The following is a 22,298-nucleotide window of genomic DNA, read 5'->3' on the forward strand; positions in this document are numbered from 1 at the left end:
TGTTAATACAATGGGTTTACGCCGTAGATTGCCTGCCGTCGGTCAGTCACCGCCCGATCAACCACCCGTACCGCCAACTGTCAGACCGCCATCAATGCGCAAGGTCGGCTGGCCGACACCGACCGGCACGCTCTGCCCTTCCTTGCCACACGTACCGACGCCGGGGTCAAGTGCCATATCGTTGCCGATCATGGAAACGCGGGTCAGCACGTCCGGACCATTGCCAATCAGCGTGGCGCCCTTGACCGGATATTGCAGCTTGCCGTCTTCCACCCACCAGGCTTCCGATGCAGAAAACACAAACTTGCCGCTGGTGATATCCACCTGGCCACCCCCAAAGTTCACGGCATAGAGCCCGCGTTTGACCGAGGCCAGAATCTCTTGCGGGTCTTTGTCGCCGCCCAGCATCAAGGTATTGGTCATGCGCGGCATGGGCAGATGCGCGTAAGACTCGCGGCGGCCATTTCCCGTCAACGGCATATTCATCAGGCGGGCGTTCAAGCTGTCCTGGATGTACCCCTTGAGGATACCGTCTTCGATCAGCATGGTACGGCCGGTCGGGTTGCCTTCGTCATCGACATTGAGCGAACCGCGACGATCGGCAATGGTGCCGTCATCAATCACCGTGACACCCGGCGCGGCGACACGCTCGCCCAGCCGGCCAGAGAATGCAGAGCTACCCTTACGGTTGAAATCGCCTTCCAGGCCATGGCCGATGGCCTCGTGCAGCAAAATGCCTGGCCAGCCATTGCCCAGCACCACCGTCATTTCGCCAGCCGGCGCCGGCCGGGCGGACAGGTTGAGCACGGCTTGTGCCACGGCAATACGGGCGTACTGTTCAACCACGGCGTCCGTGAAATAGCTGTAATCGAAACGACCGCCACCGCCAGCGCTGCCTTGTTCCCGATGACCGTTTTCTTCCACGATCACATTGAGCGAGAGACGCACCAGCGGGCGCACGTCCGCCGCGCGGTGACCATCGTGCCGGGCGATGTAGATCACATCGTATTCAGACGCCAGGCTAGCCATAACCTGCACCACGCGCTTGTCTGCAGCACGGGCGGCGCGTTCCAGTTTTTCCAGCAGTGCCACCTTGGCGCCTTCATCCAGGCTGGCCAGCGGATCAACCGGACGATACAGCGCGTGCCCGGTGCCATTCTTGACCAGCGCCGCTGTACCGGTGCCGCCCTGGCGACCAATGGCGCGGGTGGCTCGGGCGGCCTCAATCAGTGGCGCAAACCCGATTTCATCTGAATACGCAAAGGCGGTTTTCTCGCCGGACACCACCCGCACACCCACGCCCTGGTCGATAGAAAAACTACCGGATTTGACGATGCCTTCATCCAGGCTCCAGCCCTCTGAGCGGGTACTCTGAAAATACAGATCGGCATAATCGAGATCATGCTGCATCAGTTCGGAGAACACGCGATCAAGCTGCTGTTCATCCAGACTGTACGGGGCAAGCAGGGTGGACTGTGCGGTTTGCAGAAGGCTCATGCCGTTTGTGCTCGGTAAATATCGGATTATGGGTGGAACATGCCACCGGGGAGGGGGTTTGACAAGTACAGCGCCAGACCCACCCTACAGGATACGGTGTTGCAGCGCCGGCAGAATCTTGCGCACGCGTTCTTGCTGGCTGGCTTTAAGCTCCGCAACCACCACGCCATTACCGTTTTCCCGCTGGGCCAGAATCTGGCCCCATGGGTCCACAATCATGCTGTGACCGTGCGTCTCCCGGCCGGTCGGGTGCATGCCGCCCTGGCCGGGGGCGATGAAATAACACTGATTTTCAATGGCGCGGGCCCGAATCAATGGCTCCCAATGCGCCTTGCCGGTGGTGGCGGTAAAAGCGGATGGCAAGAACCAGAAATCAACCTCACCCGGGGCACGGAAAAGCTCGGGGAAACGCAGGTCATAGCAGATAGAGAGTCCAACGCGGCCAAACGGCGTGGCAAAGGTGGTGACCTTGTCGCCGGGCTCAATGGTTTCGGCCTCGGCAAAGTGTTCGTCGCCATTGGTAAAGCCAAACAGATGAATCTTGTCGTACCGGGCAACGAGCTTGCCATTGGGGTCGTACACCAGCGTGCTATTGCGCACTTTATCCGGGACGGAGGCCACCAGCGGCGCCGTGCCACCGATCAGCCAGATGCCGTGCCTGGCGGCGGTTTGCGCCAGAAAGTCCTGAATGGGGCCACTACCCGGCTGTTCCCGCACCGCAATCTTGTCACGCGGGTCGTGCCCCATGATGGCAAAGTACTCCGGCACGGCAATCAGCTTTGCGCCTTCGGCTGCGGCCTGTGCAATCAACTGGCCAGCCGTGGCCAGGTTGTCCTTGACCACGGGGGTGGAGATCATCTGTACGGCGGCAGCAACGACGGTTTGCATCAGATTGTCCTGGGTTACGGCGTGGCACGGGCCCGGTGCAGCATGTTGTTTTCCAGCAGCGCAGCTTCTTGCACACGGCGGATTTTGGGGTCACTCATACTACCGGTGATGTCATATTCATAGGCGATCAGCTGCCCCAGCGGGTCTTTGAGTGCCCGTTGCAGCAGAAACGCCGCCACACCCGCGATCGGATTGACGATGGTGGTTGCCACCGCCACCGAGTCCCCGATCACCGGCACGATGCGCACGCGCAGGTCCTGAGTGCCCGCTTCAAAATTGGCGGCACCACGGAACAACACCTGGGCAGATGACCCGGTAATCACCAGGTTATCGGTGCGGGCCACGCCTTTTTCAATAACCGAGTCCCCGTGGATGGCATCAAACTCAAACCCCTGCGAGAACACGTCGCGAAAATCCAGTTGAACGCGGCGGGTTAATGATTGCAGGCTCAGGATCGACAACAACCGCCCTGCCCCCGGATCAATCCGCGCAAACTGGCCGGCATTGACGTCAACATTGATATTGCCCTGCATGGACGGGAAATCCGGCGGGAACGGTTCCCCATCCCATTCGACCTTGCCGGTAACCTTGCCCGGCGCACGCCGCAGGGTATCCGGGTAGCCAATGCGCGCCAGCAGCTTGCCGAAATCGTCACTCGCCAGGCCAAACTGGCCGGATACATGAGACTTGCCATTGGCCTGCCGCCACAAGCCGCTCATGTCAAAGTGACCGTCCGGGTTATCCAGCGTGACCTTGTTAAGCGACCAGGCATCGCCCTGCTGCACGCCTTCGACGTCCAGCTTGCCCAGTTGCAGGCCCTTGTAACGGAAATCATCGACCGTCAGTTCCACCGCCGGCAAGCTGCGCAGTGGCGAGGATTCCACCGGCTGCGCGCCAGAATTGGTCAGCGGCAGATAGACTTTGCCCAAATGCGCAATCAGCTTGCCTTTACCCTGGCCGTTCCAGCCAAAATGACCACTCATTTCCCGGCTGGCCAGATCCCCCTGCCAGTTTTGCGTGCCGCCCTGGCTAGCCTTGAGCTTCAGGTCATTGAGCACCCGCCCCCAGCCACTGGCGCGGTCAAACGACAGGTCTACCTGTGCGATGCCCGGCACGCCGGCGTTAGCACCGGTATCCGGGGCATGCCACTGCTGGTCGATGAAGCGATACCAGTCTTCAAAGTTGACTTCAGGCCAACCGCCGTTGATCACGAAGCCGCTCTTGCTGGCCACCGCCGGACCGACACCCAGCGCCAGATTGCCCGAAGGCGCCCCATTGGCGGGTTGATGCAGGGTGGCTTGCAGGGTGCGCTCCCAGGCCAGATCAGCGTCATAGCCGTTTTTGTCAGCGGCAACGTGCAGGTGCAGCGGTCGAGCCTGGGCCGCCGCTTTGCCCACGGGCGCGGGCATATCCACCACGGCGCCAACCATGGAAGAAGCCAGCGTCAAATCCACCTTGTCGTGCCCGGCCAGCAACTGCCCTTGCCAGGCAATCTGCCCATGCAAGCGGGTGGCGAGCGTGGCATCAAAACGGCTGATGGCGTCGCCCAATTGACCTTTGCCCCCAAATTGCAGGCGCAGCGCGCCGTCTTTGTCGGTATTGCCGCTGATCTGCACCGGCCCGCCCAGCAACTGCCCGTTGACGTCCTTGAACGACATGCCGGTATCCGTAAACGCAATCTGGCCCGATGCCGCCGTAATCACCGGCGCGTTGTGGTCAAAATCCAGCTTGTTGTTGGCAAAGTGGTAAACACCGGCCACTTTGGTGTTGTCCACGTTCTCGATCGGGATATCGAGCTTGAGCGTCAGATCACCATCGCCCTCGGTCTTGAGCGGATCAATATAGCTGGCCAGCATGCCATGCAGCGGCGTGGCTTTCAGGTAATCCAGAAACCCGTTGGTGTGGTCTTGCGCCTTGCCGGCAATCTGCACGCGGGCATGGCCCAGATCAGCGATTGTGGCGTCCACGTTACTTAAACGGGCATTGCGGGTTTGCGCCTGCGGCGCGTGGATGAACATGGCGTTGCCATGAAAATCCAGCGCCCCGGTGATATGGGCGATTTCCGGCCAGTCGTTGGCAAAGCGCAGCGTGACATCCTGGGCGGTGGCGGTAATGCGAAACAAGCCCGTCTTGTCATCCTGGAACGGGAAGTCTTGCAGATTGCCGTGGACCTGAATCTTGCCGTCATAAGCACGGCCATGCAGTAGCGAATCCTTGAGCCAGGCCAGTGTATCGTCCCCCACCACGCGCGGCAGATAGGCATACGCGCGGGAGGCTTCCAGCCCCTTGATCACCCCATCCAGATCCAGCTTGCCCGCTCCCGTGCCGGGCCAGTTGTACTGACCCGCTACGCTGACGTTCATGTCTTTGTTGGTCAGGCGCGCCACGTCCAGATTGACGTGCCAGCCTGGCGCCTTGCGTTGCCAGGACGCAATCAGCGCCAGTTGGTCCAGCTTGATCGGTTCGACAAACTGCTGCGGGTAGTCGAGCACAAAGTGGTTGGAATCCACATGCAGCGAGCCGCTGCTATCAGAAAAATCCGCCTGGATATTGGCCGGACCCCACTGCGGCAGGGTGCCAGGCCATTGCACAGCCAGATTATCGATATTGGCCTTGCCGTTAAAGTGCGCGGGTTTGTCCCAGTCGCCTTGCCAGGTGTATTGCAGCGTATGCACCTGACCCGCCAGTTGTCCGGGCGGAATCTGCTGCAACAACGTGGCCGGCAGCGCGTCGCGCAAACCCGCCAGATGATCCAGTTGCCAGTTGGTCAGCGACAGAGTGCGCTTGCCGGCCTTGTCCCGATTCCAGCCAAAGCGGCAGTCGTTACAGACTATGCCGTCCCGCGTGGCAATCTGTTCGCCGTCAAAACTGAGCGATTGCGCAGCACCCTCGCCATTCCAGCGCAGGTGCCCGGCAAAGCGGGGGAGTTCCAGCGTTCTACCGGCATAGCGCGCCAGCAGCGAGTGGGCATCCAGCTGCAAATCTGCCTGGGTCAACACACCGTGGCCGAAGCTGAAATCCAGCTTGCCACCCGCGGTGCCGGAAGCCACCGCCACCGGCAGCGCATCTGCAGGAAACTGCTGCCACAGGCTATCGAGTGCGACCTGTTGCGCCACTATGCGGCCGTGCCCGCTCCAGTTGCGCCAGTTGGCGACATCGCTGCCATACCAGACGCCACCCACAGTAAAGGGCTGGCCGATTTCGGCAGGCGGGGTGGCCGCAAATTCAAAACTGTGGCGACTGAAAATCCGGCGCAAATGCAGCAGCATATTGCGCGCTTCAACGGGCGTACTTTGGCTTAACTGGTCGGCATAGCGCAGCGTGCCGCCGCGCACATCCACTTCATCCTGATTGAGAAACCAGTTCGCCAGCTGGTTATTCCCCTTGCCACCGCCGGTAGCCAGCGCAAAGCCCGCTACGTGCCAGATGCCTTGTCCGTCACGCAGCACATCCACCGTCGGGGCAGAAATGGCCAGATGACGAAAGCGCACCTGCCCGGCGAACAAGGACCACCACGCCACGTCAGCATCCAGCGCATCCAGTTGCAGGGCCGGATTACCATCCCGATCCAGAATGGTCAGCCCCTGAATATGAAAACCAGGGCGAAAGGCGCGCCAGCCGCCCTCAATGCGGCCCAGCCGGATCTGGTTGCCGGTGGCTTGGGCAAATTTGTCTTGCAGCCACGGGCGGAACTCGTCCAGCCGGGGCAAGAGGTAGCATTGCCACACCAGTGCCGCGCCGACAAAGACCAGCACCAGGGCAAGCAGCAGGCGCAGCAACAAGCGGTAGTGCCAGTGAAGAAAACCCTTCACGCGCACCCAGATGGCCGCAGGCAGGGTTTGAAGACGGGATAAACGCAATAAGGTCATGCACAGCCCGGTGCGTCTGGAGAAGCACGGTCAGACAATTAATCAAAAACAGGCACAATGCGCCTTCACCAGGGCGTCACGGTCAGCGGGAATCCGCAAACCGGCTAAAAAACCGACAGGAATATGCTACGGTAGCCGCTCCTGGCATTCTAACCGATCACGCCAAGCCTCAAGAGATTGAACATGTATGCTGTGACACATTCCACGCTTGCCCCTGCCATCGAACATAGCCGCTTTTTGCAGCGATTGTTTACCCGTTACAACACGCTGGAAGCCGAAACCGCCGCTGCATTGCAGCAGCCCTTTAGCCGGGCGCAAATGCAGTCCGCGCTGGCAGACTGCATCAACCAGGATGAAGACGCCGCCAAACGTACGCTCAGACTGTTGCGTATGCACGTCATGGCCCGGCTGATTGCGCGTGAGCTGGCCGGGTTGTCTGATCTGGATGAAGCCATTCGCGTGATCAGCGATCTGGCCGAAGTCAGCATCGAGACCGTACTGGCCGCCGCCAGCAAACCCTTGCAGGCGCGTTACGGTGATCCCATTGGTGAAGACACCGGCCAGGTGCAGCAATTGATTGTGGTCGGCATGGGCAAGCTGGGCGGGCGCGAACTCAATGTGTCCTCAGATATCGACCTGATTTTTGTTTACCCCGAAGACGGCGAAACCAACGGCGCGCGCAAGATCAGCAATCACGAGTATTTTGCGATGCTAGGCAAGGCGTTGATCCAGTGGATCGGCCAGCCCACCGATGAAGGCTTCGTCTTCCGGGTAGACATGCGCCTGCGTCCATTTGGTGATTCCGGCCCGCTGGTCTCCAGCTTTGGCGCACTGGAAAACTATCTGCTGACCCAGGGGCGTGAATGGGAGCGTTATGCCTGGATCAAGGGTCGTCCGCTTTCTGGCGATGGCGAAGCGTTGATGCAACTGGTGCGGCCGTTTGTGTACCGCAAATATCTGGATTACGGCGCCTATCGCTCCATGCGCGAACTGCACAGCCAGATCCGCCACGAAGTCACCCGCAAAGACCGGCTGGATAACATCAAACTGGGGCCGGGCGGCATCCGCGAAATTGAATTCATCGGCCAGGTCTTTCAGCTGATCCGCGGCGGTCGCGACAAATATCTGCAAGAGCGCCCTACCCGCGTAATCCTGGCGCAACTGGCACGCGAGGGCCTGCTGCCGCAAGAGGCGGTAGAAGAACTGACCAGCGCCTATGTCTTTTTGCGCAATCTGGAACACCGCATCATGTATATCGACGATGCGCAAACCCAGATGTTGCCCACCAGCGAAGAAGACCGCGCCCACATCGCCAGCAGTATGGGTTACGCCGACTGGCCCACCTTCTACGCCGGTCTGGCGCAAATCCGCACTGCGGTCACGCGGCATTTTGAGCAGGTGTTTACTTCACCGCAGGCGGAAGACGAAAGTCATCCCCAGGCAGAACTATGGCAAGGCGCGCAGGACGATGGCGACGGCGTGGAAGCAGGCCTCGTCAACCTGGGTTATCAGGATGCCGCCGAAATCCGTCGCCGCCTGGCCGGCATGCAAGGCAGCAACCGCTATCAGCAGTTGTCTGATCGCAGCCGCCAGCGCATGGATGCCATTTTGCCGGCACTGCTGGAAGTCGCCGCCGGCTACCCCAACCCGGATACCACGCTGCTGCGGATTCTGGACTTGCTGGAAAGCATTGGTCGCCGCGAGTCCTATCTGGCGCTGCTGGCCGAACACCCGCAAACGCTCAATCGCCTTGCCAGCCTGTACAGCGCCAGCCCCTGGGTCTCTGAATACCTCACCCGGCATCCTATTTTGCTGGACGAACTGCTCGACGCACGCTTGCTCTATCAGGTGCCAGACTGGGCAGAAGCCGGCAAGCAATTGCGCGCACAGATGAAAGATCATCTGGACGACACTGAAGCGCGCATGGATGTGCTGCGCCATTTCCAGCACACCCAGGTGTTCCGCCTGGTGGCGCAGGATATCGCCGGTCATTTACCGCTGGAGAGCCTGTCTGATCACCTGTCCGATCTGGCAGACCTGTGCCTTGCCGTCACGCTAGAAGAAGCCTGGCGCGACATGACCAGCAAACACACCGAAACGCCGGTGTTCACCATCATTGGTTACGGCAAGCTGGGCGGCAAGGAGCTGGGCTACGGCTCGGATCTCGATCTGGTCTTCCTGTATGACGACCCGCATCCGGACGCGGCGGAAATTTACGCCCGTTATGCCAAACGGATTGTGAGCTGGCTCAGTGCCCTCACCTCCGCCGGCCAGTTGTATGAGGTCGATTTGCGCCTGCGGCCCAATGGCTCGTCTGGCTTTCTGGTCTCCAGCATCGAAGCATTCACTCAGTACCAGAATGGATCCGCCTGGGTGTGGGAGCATCAAGCCCTGACCCGCGCCCGTTATGCCGCGGGGGATGCCACGCTGGGACAACGCTTCGAGGCCATCCGCATTGAAATCCTGCGCCGTCCCCGTGATCCGGAAAATCTGGCCAAAGAAGTGGTCACCATGCGGGAACGCATGCTGGAAACCCATCCGGCGCGGGCAGAAGATGTCAAACACTGCCGTGGCGGCATTGTGGACATCGAATTCATTGTGCAATTCCTGGTATTGGGGTTTGCCGAGAAGTTTGTCGACCTGACCGCCAATCGCGGCAATATCGCCTTGCTGGCGACCGCTGCCGGCCACGGCTTGATCGATCCGCAAGACGCAGAAGCCGCGCGTTACTGCTACCGGGAATTACGGCGCTTGCAGCACAAGGGTCGGCTTAACGGGCATAAACCGACAGAGGAAGAATTTACCGGGCTGGCCGCGCCACTGGCGGCGGTGCATACCATCTGGCGCACACTGCTCAAGCAGGAAATCTGAGGTGGGAATCTGCCGCAGAGGCCGTCCATGCTGACCGTTTGCGCAAATGCGCCGTCAGAGCGGAAACGTGCAGTATTCGATGGCCTCTGCCCCCAGCGGCAGATAAGGCTCCAGCCAGGTCATCTCCAGCTTCACCCGGTCAATAATCTCGACCACCTGGCGTGGATCGGCGTCGCTGGCAAAAGACATTTCCTTGCTCCAGAAACGGTCATCGTGTAGCAGCCCGCGTATGCCGGGCGACATTTCGTCCAGTGTTTTGCGGTTGCTGTGATAACCCGTACTGGCAAGGAGTTCCCCCAATTCGTCCGAGGCATCCGCCACCTCGATGACGAACGCCAGCCCATCAGAAGCTTGTTGTCTCAGGTTGACGAAAACACGGGTATCGAGCATCGAGCGGCGCGCCAGTTCGGCAAGACAATGTGGACAGGAAAAAGCGGCGCGGATGAAGCGCGCTTCATGGCGATCGAAAGCAGACGCCCCCGGCAGCTGTCTGTGCCCGCAACGGTGCGTCATGTTAAAAAGCAATCGATCCATTCAGTGTTCTGACAGCAATCATTAACTGGAATGACGCAATTATGTGTTAACCAAAATAAAACGCCAGAGATGTGTAAGCATCTCTGGCGTTTTTGCAACAAAATCCTGTCAGCTTGCGCTGCAAACCGTTTTAAATGGCTGTTTTAGCCGTCGGTCAGGTTCAAGCGGCCGGCGTGGTGTTGCGCAGACGAATATGCAGTTCGCGCAGTTGTTTTTCGTCCACGGCGTTCGGCGCATTGGTCAGCAGACACTGGGCACGCTGGGTTTTCGGGAAGGCAATCACGTCACGGATCGACTCGGCCCCGGCCATCAACGTCACCAGACGGTCCAGACCAAAGGCCAGACCACCGTGCGGAGGCGCACCGTACTGCAGGTTATCCAGCAAGAAGCCGAACTTGTTCTGCGCTTCTTCTGGACCAATACCCAGTGCATCGAACACGGTCGACTGGACATCAGCGCGGTGGATACGAATCGAACCGCCGCCGATTTCCCAACCGTTCAGCACCATGTCATAGGCGCGCGCACGGCAAGCACCCGGATTGGTGGTCAGCAACTCAAGGTGATCGGCCTTGGGGCTGGTGAACGGGTGATGGCAGGCATTCCAGCGCTTGCCATCTTCGTCATATTCAAACATCGGGAAATCAACCACCCACAGCGGACGCCATTCGCGCACGAAGAAGCCGCCGGCTTCGCCCTTTTCCAGACCAATTTTCAGACGCAGCGCGCCAATGGCTTCGTTCACGACCTTTTCTTTGTCGGCGCCAAAGAAGATGATGTCACCCGCCTGGGCTTCGGTACGCTCAACAATGGCCTTCAACGATTCCGGCGTCAGGTTCTTGACGATCGGGGATTGCAGGCCTTCTTCGTTCAGTTTGGCCGGATCGTTGACCTTGATATAGGCCAGACCCTTGGCACCGTAGATGCCCACAAACTGGGTATAAGCATCGATTTCGGAACGGCTGAATGCTGCGCCGCCCGGTACACGCAGGCCCACCACACGGCCGTTGTCCGAATTGGCCGCGCCGGCAAAGACCTTGAACGGCACGTCTTTCATCACATCCGTCAGCTCGGTGAACTTGAGCGAGATGCGCATATCCGGCTTGTCCGAGCCGTAGTAGAACATGGCGTCGTCGTACTTCATGCGCGGGAACTTGCCCAGATCCACGCCAATGGCTTCCTGGAACACATGGCGGGCCATGTCTTCGGTGATATCCATGATTTCGTCTTCGTTCAGGAACGAAGTTTCGATATCGATCTGGGTGAATTCAGGCTGACGGTCAGCGCGCAAGTCTTCATCACGGAAGCACTTGGTGATCTGGTAGTAACGATCAAAGCCGGCCACCATCAACAACTGCTTGAACAGCTGGGGCGATTGCGGCAGCGCAAAGAACATGCCGTCATGCACGCGGCTGGGCACCAGGTAATCGCGCGCGCCTTCCGGGGTGGAACGGGTCAACATCGGGGTTTCGACGTCGATGAAGCCACGGCTATCCAGGAAGTTACGCACCAGCAGCGCGACTTTGTAGCGCAGACGCAGGTTCTTTTGCATGGCCGGGCGACGCAGGTCGATCACACGGTTTTGCAGGCGCACGGTTTCAGAGAGATTTTCATCGTCGATCTGGAACGGCGGCGTGTTGGCGCTGTTCAGTACCTTGATGTCCTTGGCCAGGATTTCGATCTCGCCGGAAATCAGGTTCTTGTTGGTGGTACCCGCCGGACGATCCCGCACGATGCCGGTGATTTCCAGCACGAATTCAGAGCGGGTGGCATCGGCGGTTTTGAAAGCTTCCGGGGTATCCGGATCAAACACGACCTGCACCAGGCCTTCGCGGTCACGAAGGTCGATGAAAATCACGCCGCCATGGTCACGGCGACGATGAGCCCAGCCTTTCACGGTTACGGTCTGGCCGAGGAATCGCTTGTCGATCAAGCCACAGTAATCGGTACGCATAGTTTTCTGAACCTGTTTTTCGGTAAATACCGGGTCAATGAGTCTATCAATCAGTCAAATCAGTCTATCTAAATCAATCTATTACTACAAAAACGCAAAAACCGGCCAGTCTGATCACTGGCCGGTAAAAAGAGGGGTAACACTCAAACCGGCGCAGCGACAACCGCGTTTTGTGGCGGATTCACCGTGCGACCAGCGGGCACGACAACACCCATCGAAATCACGTACTTGAGTGCTTCATCCACGCTCATTTGCAGCTCGCGCACATCTTCACGGCGGGCCATGAACATAAAGCCCGAAGTCGGGTTAGGCGTGGTCGGTACAAATACCGAGACCAGTTCACCGCCCAGATGCTCCGCAATTTCACCACCGGGCGTGCCGGTCATGAAACCCACCGCCCACGTGCCCTGATGCGGAAACTGTACCAGCAACGCCTTGCGAAAAGCCTGGCCAGAGTCTGAAAACACCGTGTCCGAGACCTGTTTGACGCTGGAGTAAATCGAACGCACGATCGGAATGCGGTTGAGCAGGTACTCGCCAACCAGCAGCAGGCGCCGACCCAGGACGTTGGTGGCGATCATGCCGGTGACCAACACCACCAGCACGGTCAGCACAACCCCAAAACCCGGAATGTGATGCGCGCCATCCAGAAACGGGGCGTACGGTGCAATCAGCTTGAGCAACCAGAAATCAGGCCGCACCACCTGCGGCAGCAAGGTGCCAAGCTGGTCAAGCGTGCCAATGATCAGGTTCAGCACCCACAGTGTGATACCCAGAGGCACCCACACCAGCAGGCCGGTCAGCATGTACTTCTTGAAATGCGCCATTCAGGATCAAGCCTTGCGCCCGAAGGCGCGAAATTCATTCATGTGGGCCAGCTGCAAAGCAGCTTCAGTGGCAAGCGCAACCAGGGCTGCAGGCGGCCGGACTACTTTCGGCCGCCGGTTTGTCGGCCGCATTGCTGGACGGCGCGGTGACCGAAGTCCCGCCGCTGCCGCCTTTGAAATCGGTGGCGTACCAGCCAGAACCCTTCAACTGGAACCCTGCCGCAGTCACCTGCTTGACATAGGCCTCGGCACTGCAGGACGGGCACACGGTGAGCAGCGGGTCCGACATTTTCTGCATGTGGTCGTCCTGATGACCACAAGCGCTGCAACGATAGGCATAAATAGGCATGTGCATATCCCCAAAAGAAACGGATTATACCGTGTTGTTCATGTTCGGGGCATTACCAGCAAAATCAAGCCTGTAGCCGGTAGGCCCAAAGCCAGCCACAAGGCTGGCGTGCTCTAAGGTTTGGGAATACGCAAGGTGCGGCTGATCATCAAGGAGCCCGAAAGTGCAAACATCAGCACCAGCGGATGCAATTGCCACGGGCCGATATGCACCACCCCCAGCCACAGCGCCGGGCCCAGCGCGCCGGTCCAGGCGGCCACCGCCAGTACCAGCACCAGCAGCAGTGACGTGGGGATGGGCGTGCCTTCGTAATAACTGACCTTGCCCGATTCACCCTTGAGTTGTTCGGCGGTCACGTTATAGCGCGCCAGCCGGCTGACCCCGCAAGCCACAAAATAACCCAGCACGACCCGATCCCACATGCCCTGCATGCCCGCACCATAAGCAATGGCGGCCGGCGCCACGCCAAACGAGATCACATCGGCCAGCGAATCCAGTTCTCGCCCCAGCGCCGATTGGGCGTGGCGCCAACGCGCCACCTGGCCATCGAGTACGTCAAACAGCAGCGCCAGCGGAATCAGCCCGCAAGCCAGTAACAGATGTTCCGGGCTTTGTTGTTGCAGATACGTCATCACGGAAAACAATGCACCGGTGCCGCACAGGGCGTTGGCCAGGGTGATCCAGTCGGCCAGATGAAACCCGCGAATCATGGAAAAGTGACGGGCTTGTTTGTTGCGCGCTTCGTCCAAGGTTGCTCCAGAAAGGCCAAAACAGTTGGTTAAACGTGTCCTATCTTAGCACTGAGGCGCGGCTTGTTTGAGAGATGCAAACGATAGCCGCTGGATCGCGATTGCGGCCTGGTCCATATCAGCAAGCGCTGTTGATCCGCAAAACACCTGACTTGCTTATTCAGAAAAGAACACAGCACAGTAGCAAAACAGTCCGCTTGTCCGGTTGGTGTTGCACACGATTGCAAGCCACTTGCCGGGATGAGCGCTCTGCTTTAGTTTTTGGGTTCTCCCGCCTTGGTGAGCCGTGTAAATGCTGGTCATCACACGCAGTGACCCGTTTGTACGGCCAACTTGGGCGGAGCACGACGTCGGGTACGATATCTGCACACAGTCCACACAAGAGACTTGCGGCAATCTGTAAGCAAAAAAAGAAATTGGAGAGTTGAATATGAGTATTGGGCACCGCTTGATTGCAATGATTGCCATTGCGCTGGCCGCCGTTCTGGCCATTGGCGCCACCGGGTTATACCAGTTTGCCCAGATTCAATCGGGCGTAACCCGCTTGATGAATGATGATATCGATAGCTTGTTGATCACCAACGACCTCAACAATGCTTACAAGGTTGAGCAGATTCAGTTGGGCCGGCTGATCCTGGAACAAGCCCCGGACGCGCGCGCCGCGATCAACAAGGGCATTCTGGATACCCGCAACAAGCTGCAGACCCAGGTCAAAGCCTACGAAAACAGCCATGTGCTGGATGAGGGTGAGAAAGCCAGTTTTGAAGACTTCAAAACCTCGCTGGCCAATCTGCACACCGTATTTGACCAGGTCATGAAAGCGTCGGAAGCCGGCGACAACGCCACGGCGGTAACGGTAGCCGGTTCGCAAGGGCGTGATTTGTCGGTTGAGGTGGAAAAGAAGCTCGATAAAGTCTCCTCCTTCAATATCGATCGCGCCCAGAAAGAACAAGCCGAGATCGACCGTCGTCATCACAATGCGCAAATCCAGTTCATTGCGGTGATCGTCGTGGCCGCGCTGATCCTGATTGCCGGCGGCGTAGTGATGTATGGTGCCATCCGCCGTCCGCTCTCTGCCATGAAGCAGGCTTTTGTGAATGTGCAGCGCAATCTGGATTTCACCCAGCGCGTACCGGTGGGTCGCAATGACGAAATTGGCGCCGCCGTGCGGGCCTTCAACCAGTTGCTCGATGGCCTGCAGACCAGTCTGCAAGGCATCAGCCAGCAAATTCGCCAGGTGGCGGGCGCAGCGACCGATATGTCCCGTTCTGCCGCCGAAATGTCCGGCAACGCCACCAGCACCAGTGAAGCGGCCAGCAATATGGCGGCGACCGTGCAGCAAGTGACGGTCAGTATCAACCACGTGGCAGACCGCGCCGGTGAAGCCAATGACTTGTCGCGGGAATCGGGCAAGCTGGCCAAGACCGGTTCGCAAGTGATCGAATCGACTGTGACCCGGATCGAAGGCATTGCCGGCACCGTGCGCACCGCGGCCGATGAAATTGGCAGCCTGCAGACGCTGTCTGGCGAGATCAACGCGGTGGTGAAAGTGATCAAGGAAATTGCCGATCAGACCAATTTGCTGGCATTGAACGCGGCCATTGAAGCGGCGCGCGCCGGCGAGCAAGGCCGTGGCTTTGCCGTGGTGGCCGACGAAGTGCGCAAGCTGGCCGAGCGGACTTCAGCCTCGACCCAGGAGATTTCTGCCACCGTCGGTTCTATCCAGGATGGCGCCCTGCGTGCGGTGTCGTCGATGCAGGAAGTGGTGTCACGCATGGAAGATGGCGTGGGTCACGCCCGTGAAGCCGGTCAGGCGATTGTGGAAATCCGCCGCGGTGCCAACGATGTGGTGGAGCGGGTGGACGATATCAGTACCGCCATTCAGGAACAGAGCGCAGCCAGCAGCAATATTGCGCAGCTGGTGGAGCGCATTGCGCAGATGTCAGAGGGCAACAGCGCTTCGGCCAGGCAAACCGCAGGTGCAGCACAGCAGTTGCATCAATTGGCGGGTGATATGCAGCGTGAGGTGGAACGGTACCGGGTGTGAGGTGCTTGTAGCGTGCCTGGACAACAAAAAGCCCGACCTCACGGTCGGGCTTTTTGTTGGCGTGCGTGGGCGCAGGGCGTCAATGCCGGAACAACGGCACGGCTTGCCGGTGACAGCCCACCTGCGGCGGGTGGCTGGATTCCTGCGTTCGCAGGAATGACGAGTCACAGGGATGCTAGCCGCACTTTCACCAGTGACGTAGCCGCCAGGCGGGAATCCGGGGGGCACTGGGGACAGGTTCTTGCGCGCATCGCTACCCCGGATTCTCGCAACGCTCCATCCGGGCTACTACCCTGGCAAACCACGAGCCCGGGGTCCCCACTCCTCGACTCTACCGCACTTCCACCAGATCCAGCGCCCAGCGACGTAGCCCGGATGGAGCCGCCAGGCGGGAATCCGGGGTGGCACTGGTGGCAGGTTCTTGCGCGCATCGCTACCCCGGATTCTCGCTGCGCTACATCCGGGCTACTACCCTGGCAAACCACGAGCCCAGGGTCCCCACTCCTCGCCTCTACCGCACTTCCACCAGATCCAGCGCCCAGGTTTGTGCGCAGGTGCCCCGGATATCCAGCGCCAGCTTGCCCAGGTCAATGTCGCCAATGGGGATGGGCCGGGCAAACAAAAAGCCCTGCAATTTGGTGGCGCCCATCGCCCGCAGTTGATCTGCCGTGGTGATCGTCTCCACGCCTTCGGCCACCACTTCCAGATTCATCGCCTGGGCCAGCTGGATCACGCAGCGGACAATGGCGGCGCTCTTGGGATCGCTATCGAGCGAGAGCATGAAGCTTTTGTCGATCTTGATGGCATCAAACTGGTAGTGATGCAGATAAGACAATGAGGCGTAGCCTGTGCCAAAGTCATCCAGCACCACTTTCACCCCGGCCGTTTGCAGCGCCTGCATGGTGTGATTGGCCTGCACCGGGTCTGCGACCAGCGCGCCCTCGGTCACCTCGATCTGCAAGCGCTCTGGCCGGATCCCGAAGGAGCGCATGCGGTCCAGAATGGTTTGCGCGCAATTGGGTTGCACCAGCGACAGGCCGGACCAGTTCAGATGGATGGGGGGCCAGGTTTCTGGCATGGTCGCCAGCCAGCGGCACAGCCAGTCCAGCATGTAATAATCCAGCCGGGTGATAAGGCGGGTGTTTTCTGCCACCGCCAAAAGTTGCGCCGGCAGGGTCCAGCTCCCGTCACGCCCGCGCCAGCGCATCAGCGCTTCAAAGGCCACCACCTCACCTTTCTTGCAATCCACAATCGGTTGCAGGAACGGCACGATGGCGTCTTGCTCCTTGAGCGCATTGCGAAAGCGGGTTTCCTGTTCCAGCAAATCCCCGGCTTGTTCGCGCAGGTCCCCGGTAAACAGCACGTAACCATCCCGGCCGCGCGCTTTGGCCATGTACATGGCGGCATCGGCGTCCCGCAGCAAATCTTGCGGCGTCTGGTGCAGTTGCGGCTCGGCCATCACGATGCCGAGTGAGCAACTGGCAAAGATCGATTGCCGCGCCAGCACGATCGGGTGATCAAACGCATCCAGAATGCGCTGGGAGATCACTTGCGCCGCAGCGGCATCACCCACGCCGGGCAGCAAAATGGCGAACTCGTCCCCACCCAGCCGGGCCAGCAAGTCGTTTTCCCGCAGGCAGGATTCGATGCGCCGCGTGGCTTCAATCAGTAGCGCGTCACCCTCAATATGGCCGAAGGTATCGTTGATGTGTTTGAAGCGGTCCATATCGGCAAAGATCACCGCAAACGGTTCTTCCGACACCCCATAGCCGCGCCAGGCCGCATCCAGTTCGTGCATGAAGTAGTTGCGGTTGGCGATGCCGGTCAGCGCGTCGTGGCGGTTTTCGTATTGCAGGCGGGAGTTGGCGGAGTCCAGGTCCTGGGTGCGTTCAGCAACGCGTTTTTCCAGTTCCAGGTACGCAGAGTGCAGGCGATCGGTACCGCGTTTGCGCGCCAGCGCCGTGCCGATGTGGTGCGAGACAAAGGTCATGAGCGCCACTTCGGTATCGCCAAACTCGACTTCGCCTTCGTAAATCTGGATCACGATCACGCCGCAGACATTGTCGCTCTCAAACAGCGGCGCACCCAGCCACCAGGTAAAGTTGTCATCCCGGTTGAGAAAACGCGCGTCAATCTCGCCGGCCACGGCCAGGTCTGAGGCGCTTTTGCGGTTGACCAGCACGGGGCGGCGCTGGCGAATTACGTATTCGGTCAGGCCACGCTGGGCTTTGCGCGGGGCCGGGGTGTCTTCCAGGCTATCGACAAAGTACGGAAAACTGACGATGTCGGTGTCTTCGTCATGCAGGGCAATAAAGCAGTTCTTGGCGTAGACCAGCGTGCTGATAATGGCGTGAATCTGGCCATAAAAGTCGGCCATGTCGATCTGGCGCGATGAGAGTTCGGCAATCTGGAACAGGGCGTGTTGCAGCGCCTCGCCACGCTCGCGCTCCTGGACTTCCGAGACCAGGAGGGTGTTGAGTTGTTGCAGTTCTTCCGTGCGGCGCGAAACCTCGGTTTCCAGCCATGCCTTGCGCAAAAAGCGCTCTAGCGCCAACCCCACGTGTTGGGCCGTCAGCAGAAATAACCGCTGGTCATCCGCGTCATAGCGATAGCCGGGGCGGTAGGTTTGCACGGCAATCATGCCGATCACTTCACCACTGGCCGCCCGCAAGGGAGCACCGATCCAGGACTCGGCCACCGGCCCTTCCCCACCCAGGCTGCCAGTGCGCTGCCGGTACAGAATGCCTTCCCGATCAATCAGCAAGGGCTCGGCATTGCGGATCACCCAGCCAGTCAGCGTGATTTCGTCCGGTGTGAACGGCAGGTCTTCGTTGGGATCGGGGAGGTCTTCGTCCAGCGTGTCGACAAAGTACGGGTAGCGCAGCGTTTGCCGTACCGGGTCATACAGGGCAACGAAGAAATTTTCGGCATCAATCAGCGTGCCGATTACCTCATGCACTTGCGGCAGGAACACATCCAGCTGGGTTTCACTGGCGGCAAGATCGGCCAGGCGGATCACCGCCTCGGTAATCTTTTGCAGATGGTCCGCATGCCGGCTGAGGATGGAGCGGCCAAAGACTTCGGCCGCGCACATGGCGACAAAGTGATCCACCTGCCCGCGCACAATCAGGCAGCCATCGGCATGCAGCGGGTCCCCGGTAAAGAAGGCTTGCCCACCCAGCTCCTTGATGGCCTTGTGCGGGTATTTGTAATGCAGCGCGTCGACAAACACCCGGAAATCATCCACCCCGGCAATCTGTTGCCAGACGTCATCGCGGTGCACAAACCAGGCCCAATCCCCTTGTAGCCAGACGGTTTTGTCGGCCTCAAGGCAAGCCGCGATCCCGGCCAGGGTGCGCTGTTGCAACAGCGAACGGCAAATCGATGCAGCTTCTTCAGGAACGCCAGGCAATGTTTCTGTCCAGGCCGGTTTGCTACTCATGCGCGGGTACCAGGTGTGAGCTTTGACTGACAGATAAGTGCATATTCATTGCGGATTGCCGCTTTGGCAATGCCAACCGGGTAGAGTGTCGCGCGCAGGGGCTCTCTAACCCAGTTGCCGCCACAAAAAGCCAAATTCCAGCGCCAGCAAATGGGCGCGCTGCTCGTTATCAGCCGCGCCGCCGTGCCCCCCTTCGGTATTCTCATAATAGAAAACCGGATGACCTTGTTCCAGCATGCGCGCGGCCATCTTGCGGGCATGCCCCGGGTGTACCCGGTCATCACGGGTGGACGTAGTAAACAAGACTTCCGGGTAGACCGTGCCCGCTACCACATTCTGGTAGGGGCTGTATTTGCGGATGAATGCCCACGCCTGCGGATCGTCCGGGTTGCCGTATTCCGCCATCCAGGACGCGCCGGCCAGCAGGGTGTGATAGCGCTTCATATCCAGCAAGGGCACAGAACATACCACCGCGTTGAAGAGTTCCGGGTGCTGCACAAACGTGGCGCCGACCAGCAAGCCGCCATTGGAGCCGCCCATGATGCCCAGTTGTTTGGGGGTAGTGATGCCGCGCCGGATCAGGTCTTGCGCCACGGCGGCAAAATCGTCATAGCTGCGCTGTTTGTGCTGCAGAATGGCGGCCGTATGCCAGTCCGGCCCGTATTCGCCGCCACCGCGAATATTGGCGACCACCCACACCGCCCCCTGCGCCAGCCAGGCATGGCCATACACGCCGGAGTACCAGGGCTCCAGCGACACCTCAAAGCCGCCATAGCCATACAGCAAGGTGGGGCGTGGGCCACTGGCCTGCTGCGGGCCAATCACAAAATACGGCACGCGTGTGCCATCTGCCGAACGCGCAAACAATTGTTCAACCTGCAAGCCGCTGGCATCAAACTGCGCCGGGCGGGACTTCAGAACTTCACGCTGATCATCCCCGGTCTGCCCCAGCCAGAGCGATTCTGGCGTGAGAAAACCGGTGTAGCTCAACAAATAGTGCTCGGCCAGCGGATCAGCCGCGCCCAGCTCTACATTGTGCAAAGCACTGACGGACAGGGTGCCTGGAAACGGCGCATCCACTGCGCGGCCTTGCCATACGCCAGCGGCGTTCGGCGTCCACAGTTCCAGCCGGCCCGCCACGTCATCCAGTAATTGCAGTACCACACTGCTTCGGGTGAGCGTGTAGTCGGCCAGCGAGCGGGCCTGCGTGGGGGTGAACAGCGTCTGGATCTCACGATGCCCCGCCAGCCAGGCATCCACATCCGCGACCACCAGGCTACCGGCTGAAATGACTTGTCCGGCCAGCACCCAGGCCGAGCGCGGCCGCACCAGCAGCAATGCGCCTGCCAGGGTTGGGGAGGCATCGCTTGGGACATCCAGTGCTTGCAAGGCACCTGTGGCCGTCAGCACAAACACGCGGGCGTTGTAAAAATCCAGCGATTGATAGAACACGGTGCGCGCGTGCCCTGGGGTGCGGTCGATACTCACCCCCACAGAGATATCCTGCGCTTGCCCTTCGAAAACCGTGGTGGCGTGCGCCAGCGACGTGCCGCGTTGCCAGCGTTTGATGACGCGCGGATAACCGGAGTCCGTCATGCTGCCTGCGCCGAAATCCGTGCCGACATACAGCGTGTCAGCGTCTATCCACGTGACACTGGTTTTGGCTTCGGGCAGGGTAAACCCGCCATCGACGAACGCTTTGCGGGCGATGTCGAACTCGCGCACCACTACCGCATCCGCCCCGCCGCGGGAGAGCTTGATCAGGCATTGCGGGCTCTCGGGCCCCAGCGCGGTTGCGCCAGCCCAAACCCAGTTTTCCTGTTCGCTGGCAGCCAGCGCGTCCAGGTCCAACAGGATGTCCCAAGCGGGTTCGGTCTTGCGGTATTCATCCAGCGTGCAACGCCGCCACAAACCGCGCTTGTGTTCTTCGTCTTGCCACAGGTTGTACAGCCACTGACCGCGCCGGGTAATCCAGGGAATGCGGTCACTGGCATTGAGCGTCTGGAGGATATGGGGCTTGATGCTGGCGTATTGCGGCTGGCTGGTGAGCAGGGCCTCGGCATGCGCATTGCGCTCAGCCACCCAGGCTTGCGCACGCACGCCATCAATCTCTTCCAGCCATTGAAAATGATCGTCTTGTACTGTTGTGGAGGTCATACGGCGGGTCCGGACAGGCTTGATGAACGATTGACCCACAATTCCACAATTCATACCGGCTTGTCGACAGCTTATCCACAGACTTGCCCACACGCCGGCATGCGTTCAGCCCAGATCAACCCACTGACCCGGTGTCGCCATCGCCCGCACGATGGGCAGCATGTCGCGCCAGCCAGCGGCAAAGCTGCTGGCAACCGGCTTGCCACCACGGATGGCGCGGGCAAAGGCACGCAACTCGCTGGCGTAGCCGTCATCGTCGTCGCGGCGCCATTCGCGGGTGCGGCCGCCAGCGTCGCTCAGGACTAGTGTGCGGCCGTCATAAGTGGCGCTGCCTTTTTCTGCCAGCAGCACCAGACGCCATTCGCTGTGCGCCGCGGCCGAGAAATACAGATTGATATTGGCCGTCGCACCACTGGCGGTATTCAGGGTGAACGCCGCACCATCGTAACGCCCCAGATGCGGGTTCACCTGGCTGGGGCTGGCCGTTGCCCGGGTAATCTCGCCCAACAGGTCTCGCACCACGGCCATGTAATGCACGCCCGCATCCAGCACCAGCCCACCGGGGAAGGCGTCAGAAGAACGCCAGCCGCTGGCGATATAGCGGTTGTCTTCGTGCATCAGCATCATGGCGTTCCAGTTCAGCGCATACGGCCGCCCGGCTTCGCCGGAATCGAGCCAGTTGCGGATACGCTCAAACGCGGCGGCATAACGGAAATTTTCGGCCACCATGGTGACGCGATCCGGCCAGGAACGGGCCAGATCCAGCATGGCCAGGGCCTGCTCTGCGGTCGGGGCGAGGGGTTTTTCGACCAGAACATGTTTGCCGGCCTTGAGTGCCGCGCGGGTGGCTGCCAGGTTTTCAGTGGCGGGCAGAACGATATCGACGGCTTCAATATCGGGTCTGGCCAACAGTTCATCCCACCCGACGTACCAGTCCACGCCGCCAGCCATGGCCGAAAAGTGCTGGGCCTTTTGCGCGGTGCGATTACACACAGCCACCAGTTCGACCTCTTCGGCCACAGCCTGCAAGGCCGGCCAGTGCAGTTCGCGCGCCGCAACGCCGCAACCAATCAGCCCGAGCTTGACGGGGTGAGTCATGGATATTCTTCCTGCGAGT

At 59.9% G+C, this 22,298-nt stretch carries 13 protein-coding genes; 2 read left to right on the forward strand and 11 right to left on the reverse strand.

Going from position 1 to position 22,298, the window contains the following annotated elements:
* Positions 1-57 precede the first annotated feature (57 nt).
* From tldD to HNQ50_RS16720, 3 genes are all read right to left on the reverse strand, one after another.
* A complete protein-coding gene (gene tldD / locus HNQ50_RS16710; protein ID WP_184102341.1) occupies positions 58-1,497 on the reverse strand; it encodes a metalloprotease TldD in 1,440 nt (479 codons plus the stop codon).
* An 84-nt stretch (positions 1,498-1,581) separates the two neighbouring features.
* The gene (locus HNQ50_RS16715) at positions 1,582-2,385 is read right to left on the reverse strand and encodes a carbon-nitrogen hydrolase family protein (RefSeq protein ID WP_184102342.1); all 804 of its coding nucleotides are present in this window, start codon (positions 2,383-2,385) and stop codon (positions 1,582-1,584) included.
* Positions 2,386-2,399: 14 nt separating this feature from the next.
* Complete coding sequence (locus HNQ50_RS16720) at positions 2,400-6,254, reverse strand: YhdP family protein (RefSeq protein WP_184102343.1); 3,855 nt, start codon at positions 6,252-6,254, stop codon at positions 2,400-2,402.
* A gap of 183 nt (positions 6,255-6,437) precedes the next feature.
* On the opposite strand from HNQ50_RS16720, the gene glnE reads away from it, so the two are divergent.
* A complete protein-coding gene (glnE, locus tag HNQ50_RS16725; protein ID WP_184102344.1) occupies positions 6,438-9,125 on the forward strand; it encodes a bifunctional [glutamate--ammonia ligase]-adenylyl-L-tyrosine phosphorylase/[glutamate--ammonia-ligase] adenylyltransferase in 2,688 nt (895 codons plus the stop codon).
* Positions 9,126-9,179: 54 nt separating this feature from the next.
* Here the strand turns inward: glnE and HNQ50_RS16730 are convergent, their stop codons facing one another.
* The 5 genes from HNQ50_RS16730 to HNQ50_RS16750 all read right to left on the reverse strand — a co-directional run bounded on the left by HNQ50_RS16730 (position 9,180) and on the right by HNQ50_RS16750 (position 13,535).
* Entirely contained in the window at positions 9,180-9,659 is a 480-nt protein-coding gene (locus HNQ50_RS16730; protein ID WP_184102345.1) for a hypothetical protein, read from the reverse strand.
* A 160-nt stretch (positions 9,660-9,819) separates the two neighbouring features.
* On the reverse strand, positions 9,820-11,610 hold the full coding sequence (aspS, locus tag HNQ50_RS16735) for an aspartate--tRNA ligase (RefSeq protein ID WP_184102346.1): 1,791 nt from the start codon (positions 11,608-11,610) through the stop codon (positions 9,820-9,822).
* A 143-nt stretch (positions 11,611-11,753) separates the two neighbouring features.
* Positions 11,754-12,437, reverse strand: a complete 684-nt coding sequence (locus HNQ50_RS16740; protein WP_184102347.1) for a DUF502 domain-containing protein — start codon at positions 12,435-12,437, stop codon at positions 11,754-11,756.
* Between the two features lie 64 nt (positions 12,438-12,501).
* A complete protein-coding gene (locus HNQ50_RS16745; protein ID WP_184102348.1) occupies positions 12,502-12,786 on the reverse strand; it encodes an FmdB family zinc ribbon protein in 285 nt (94 codons plus the stop codon).
* 113 nt (positions 12,787-12,899) lie between these two features.
* On the reverse strand, positions 12,900-13,535 hold the full coding sequence (locus tag HNQ50_RS16750; protein WP_221303226.1) for a CDP-alcohol phosphatidyltransferase family protein: 636 nt from the start codon (positions 13,533-13,535) through the stop codon (positions 12,900-12,902).
* Between the two features lie 430 nt (positions 13,536-13,965).
* On the opposite strand from HNQ50_RS16750, the gene HNQ50_RS16755 reads away from it, so the two are divergent.
* Positions 13,966-15,582, forward strand: coding sequence for a methyl-accepting chemotaxis protein (locus HNQ50_RS16755; RefSeq protein WP_184102349.1), 1,617 nt, complete (start codon positions 13,966-13,968; stop codon positions 15,580-15,582).
* A 511-nt stretch (positions 15,583-16,093) separates the two neighbouring features.
* On the opposite strand, the gene HNQ50_RS16760 is transcribed toward HNQ50_RS16755, so the two are convergent.
* The 3 genes from HNQ50_RS16760 to HNQ50_RS16770 form a co-directional block, all read right to left on the reverse strand.
* Complete coding sequence (locus HNQ50_RS16760) at positions 16,094-19,024, reverse strand: sensor domain-containing diguanylate cyclase (protein ID WP_184102350.1); 2,931 nt, start codon at positions 19,022-19,024, stop codon at positions 16,094-16,096.
* Positions 19,025-19,129: 105 nt separating this feature from the next.
* Positions 19,130-21,181, reverse strand: coding sequence for a prolyl oligopeptidase family serine peptidase (locus tag HNQ50_RS16765; protein ID WP_184102351.1), 2,052 nt, complete (start codon positions 21,179-21,181; stop codon positions 19,130-19,132).
* A gap of 105 nt (positions 21,182-21,286) precedes the next feature.
* The gene (locus HNQ50_RS16770; RefSeq protein WP_184102352.1) at positions 21,287-22,279 is read right to left on the reverse strand and encodes a Gfo/Idh/MocA family protein; all 993 of its coding nucleotides are present in this window, start codon (positions 22,277-22,279) and stop codon (positions 21,287-21,289) included.
* Positions 22,280-22,298: the final 19 nt, after the last annotated feature.

Source organism: Silvimonas terrae (genome assembly GCF_014202765.1).
Lineage (GTDB): Bacteria > Pseudomonadota > Gammaproteobacteria > Burkholderiales > Chitinibacteraceae > Silvimonas > Silvimonas terrae.

Coding starts and splice junctions, on each gene's coding strand:
- HNQ50_RS16720 (WP_184102343.1), bottom strand. CDS start 6,254: ATGACCTTATTGCGTTTATCCCGTCTTCAAACCCTGCCTGCGGCCATC.
- HNQ50_RS16755 (WP_184102349.1), top strand. CDS start 13,966: ATGAGTATTGGGCACCGCTTGATTGCAATGATTGCCATTGCGCTGGCC.
- tldD (WP_184102341.1), bottom strand. CDS start 1,497: ATGAGCCTTCTGCAAACCGCACAGTCCACCCTGCTTGCCCCGTACAGT.
- HNQ50_RS16745 (WP_184102348.1), bottom strand. CDS start 12,786: ATGCCTATTTATGCCTATCGTTGCAGCGCTTGTGGTCATCAGGACGAC.
- HNQ50_RS16770 (WP_184102352.1), bottom strand. CDS start 22,279: ATGACTCACCCCGTCAAGCTCGGGCTGATTGGTTGCGGCGTTGCGGCG.
- HNQ50_RS16740 (WP_184102347.1), bottom strand. CDS start 12,437: ATGGCGCATTTCAAGAAGTACATGCTGACCGGCCTGCTGGTGTGGGTG.
- HNQ50_RS16765 (WP_184102351.1), bottom strand. CDS start 21,181: ATGACCTCCACAACAGTACAAGACGATCATTTTCAATGGCTGGAAGAG.
- glnE (WP_184102344.1), top strand. CDS start 6,438: ATGTATGCTGTGACACATTCCACGCTTGCCCCTGCCATCGAACATAGC.
- HNQ50_RS16730 (WP_184102345.1), bottom strand. CDS start 9,659: ATGGATCGATTGCTTTTTAACATGACGCACCGTTGCGGGCACAGACAG.
- aspS (WP_184102346.1), bottom strand. CDS start 11,610: ATGCGTACCGATTACTGTGGCTTGATCGACAAGCGATTCCTCGGCCAG.
- HNQ50_RS16715 (WP_184102342.1), bottom strand. CDS start 2,385: ATGCAAACCGTCGTTGCTGCCGCCGTACAGATGATCTCCACCCCCGTG.
- HNQ50_RS16760 (WP_184102350.1), bottom strand. CDS start 19,024: ATGAGTAGCAAACCGGCCTGGACAGAAACATTGCCTGGCGTTCCTGAA.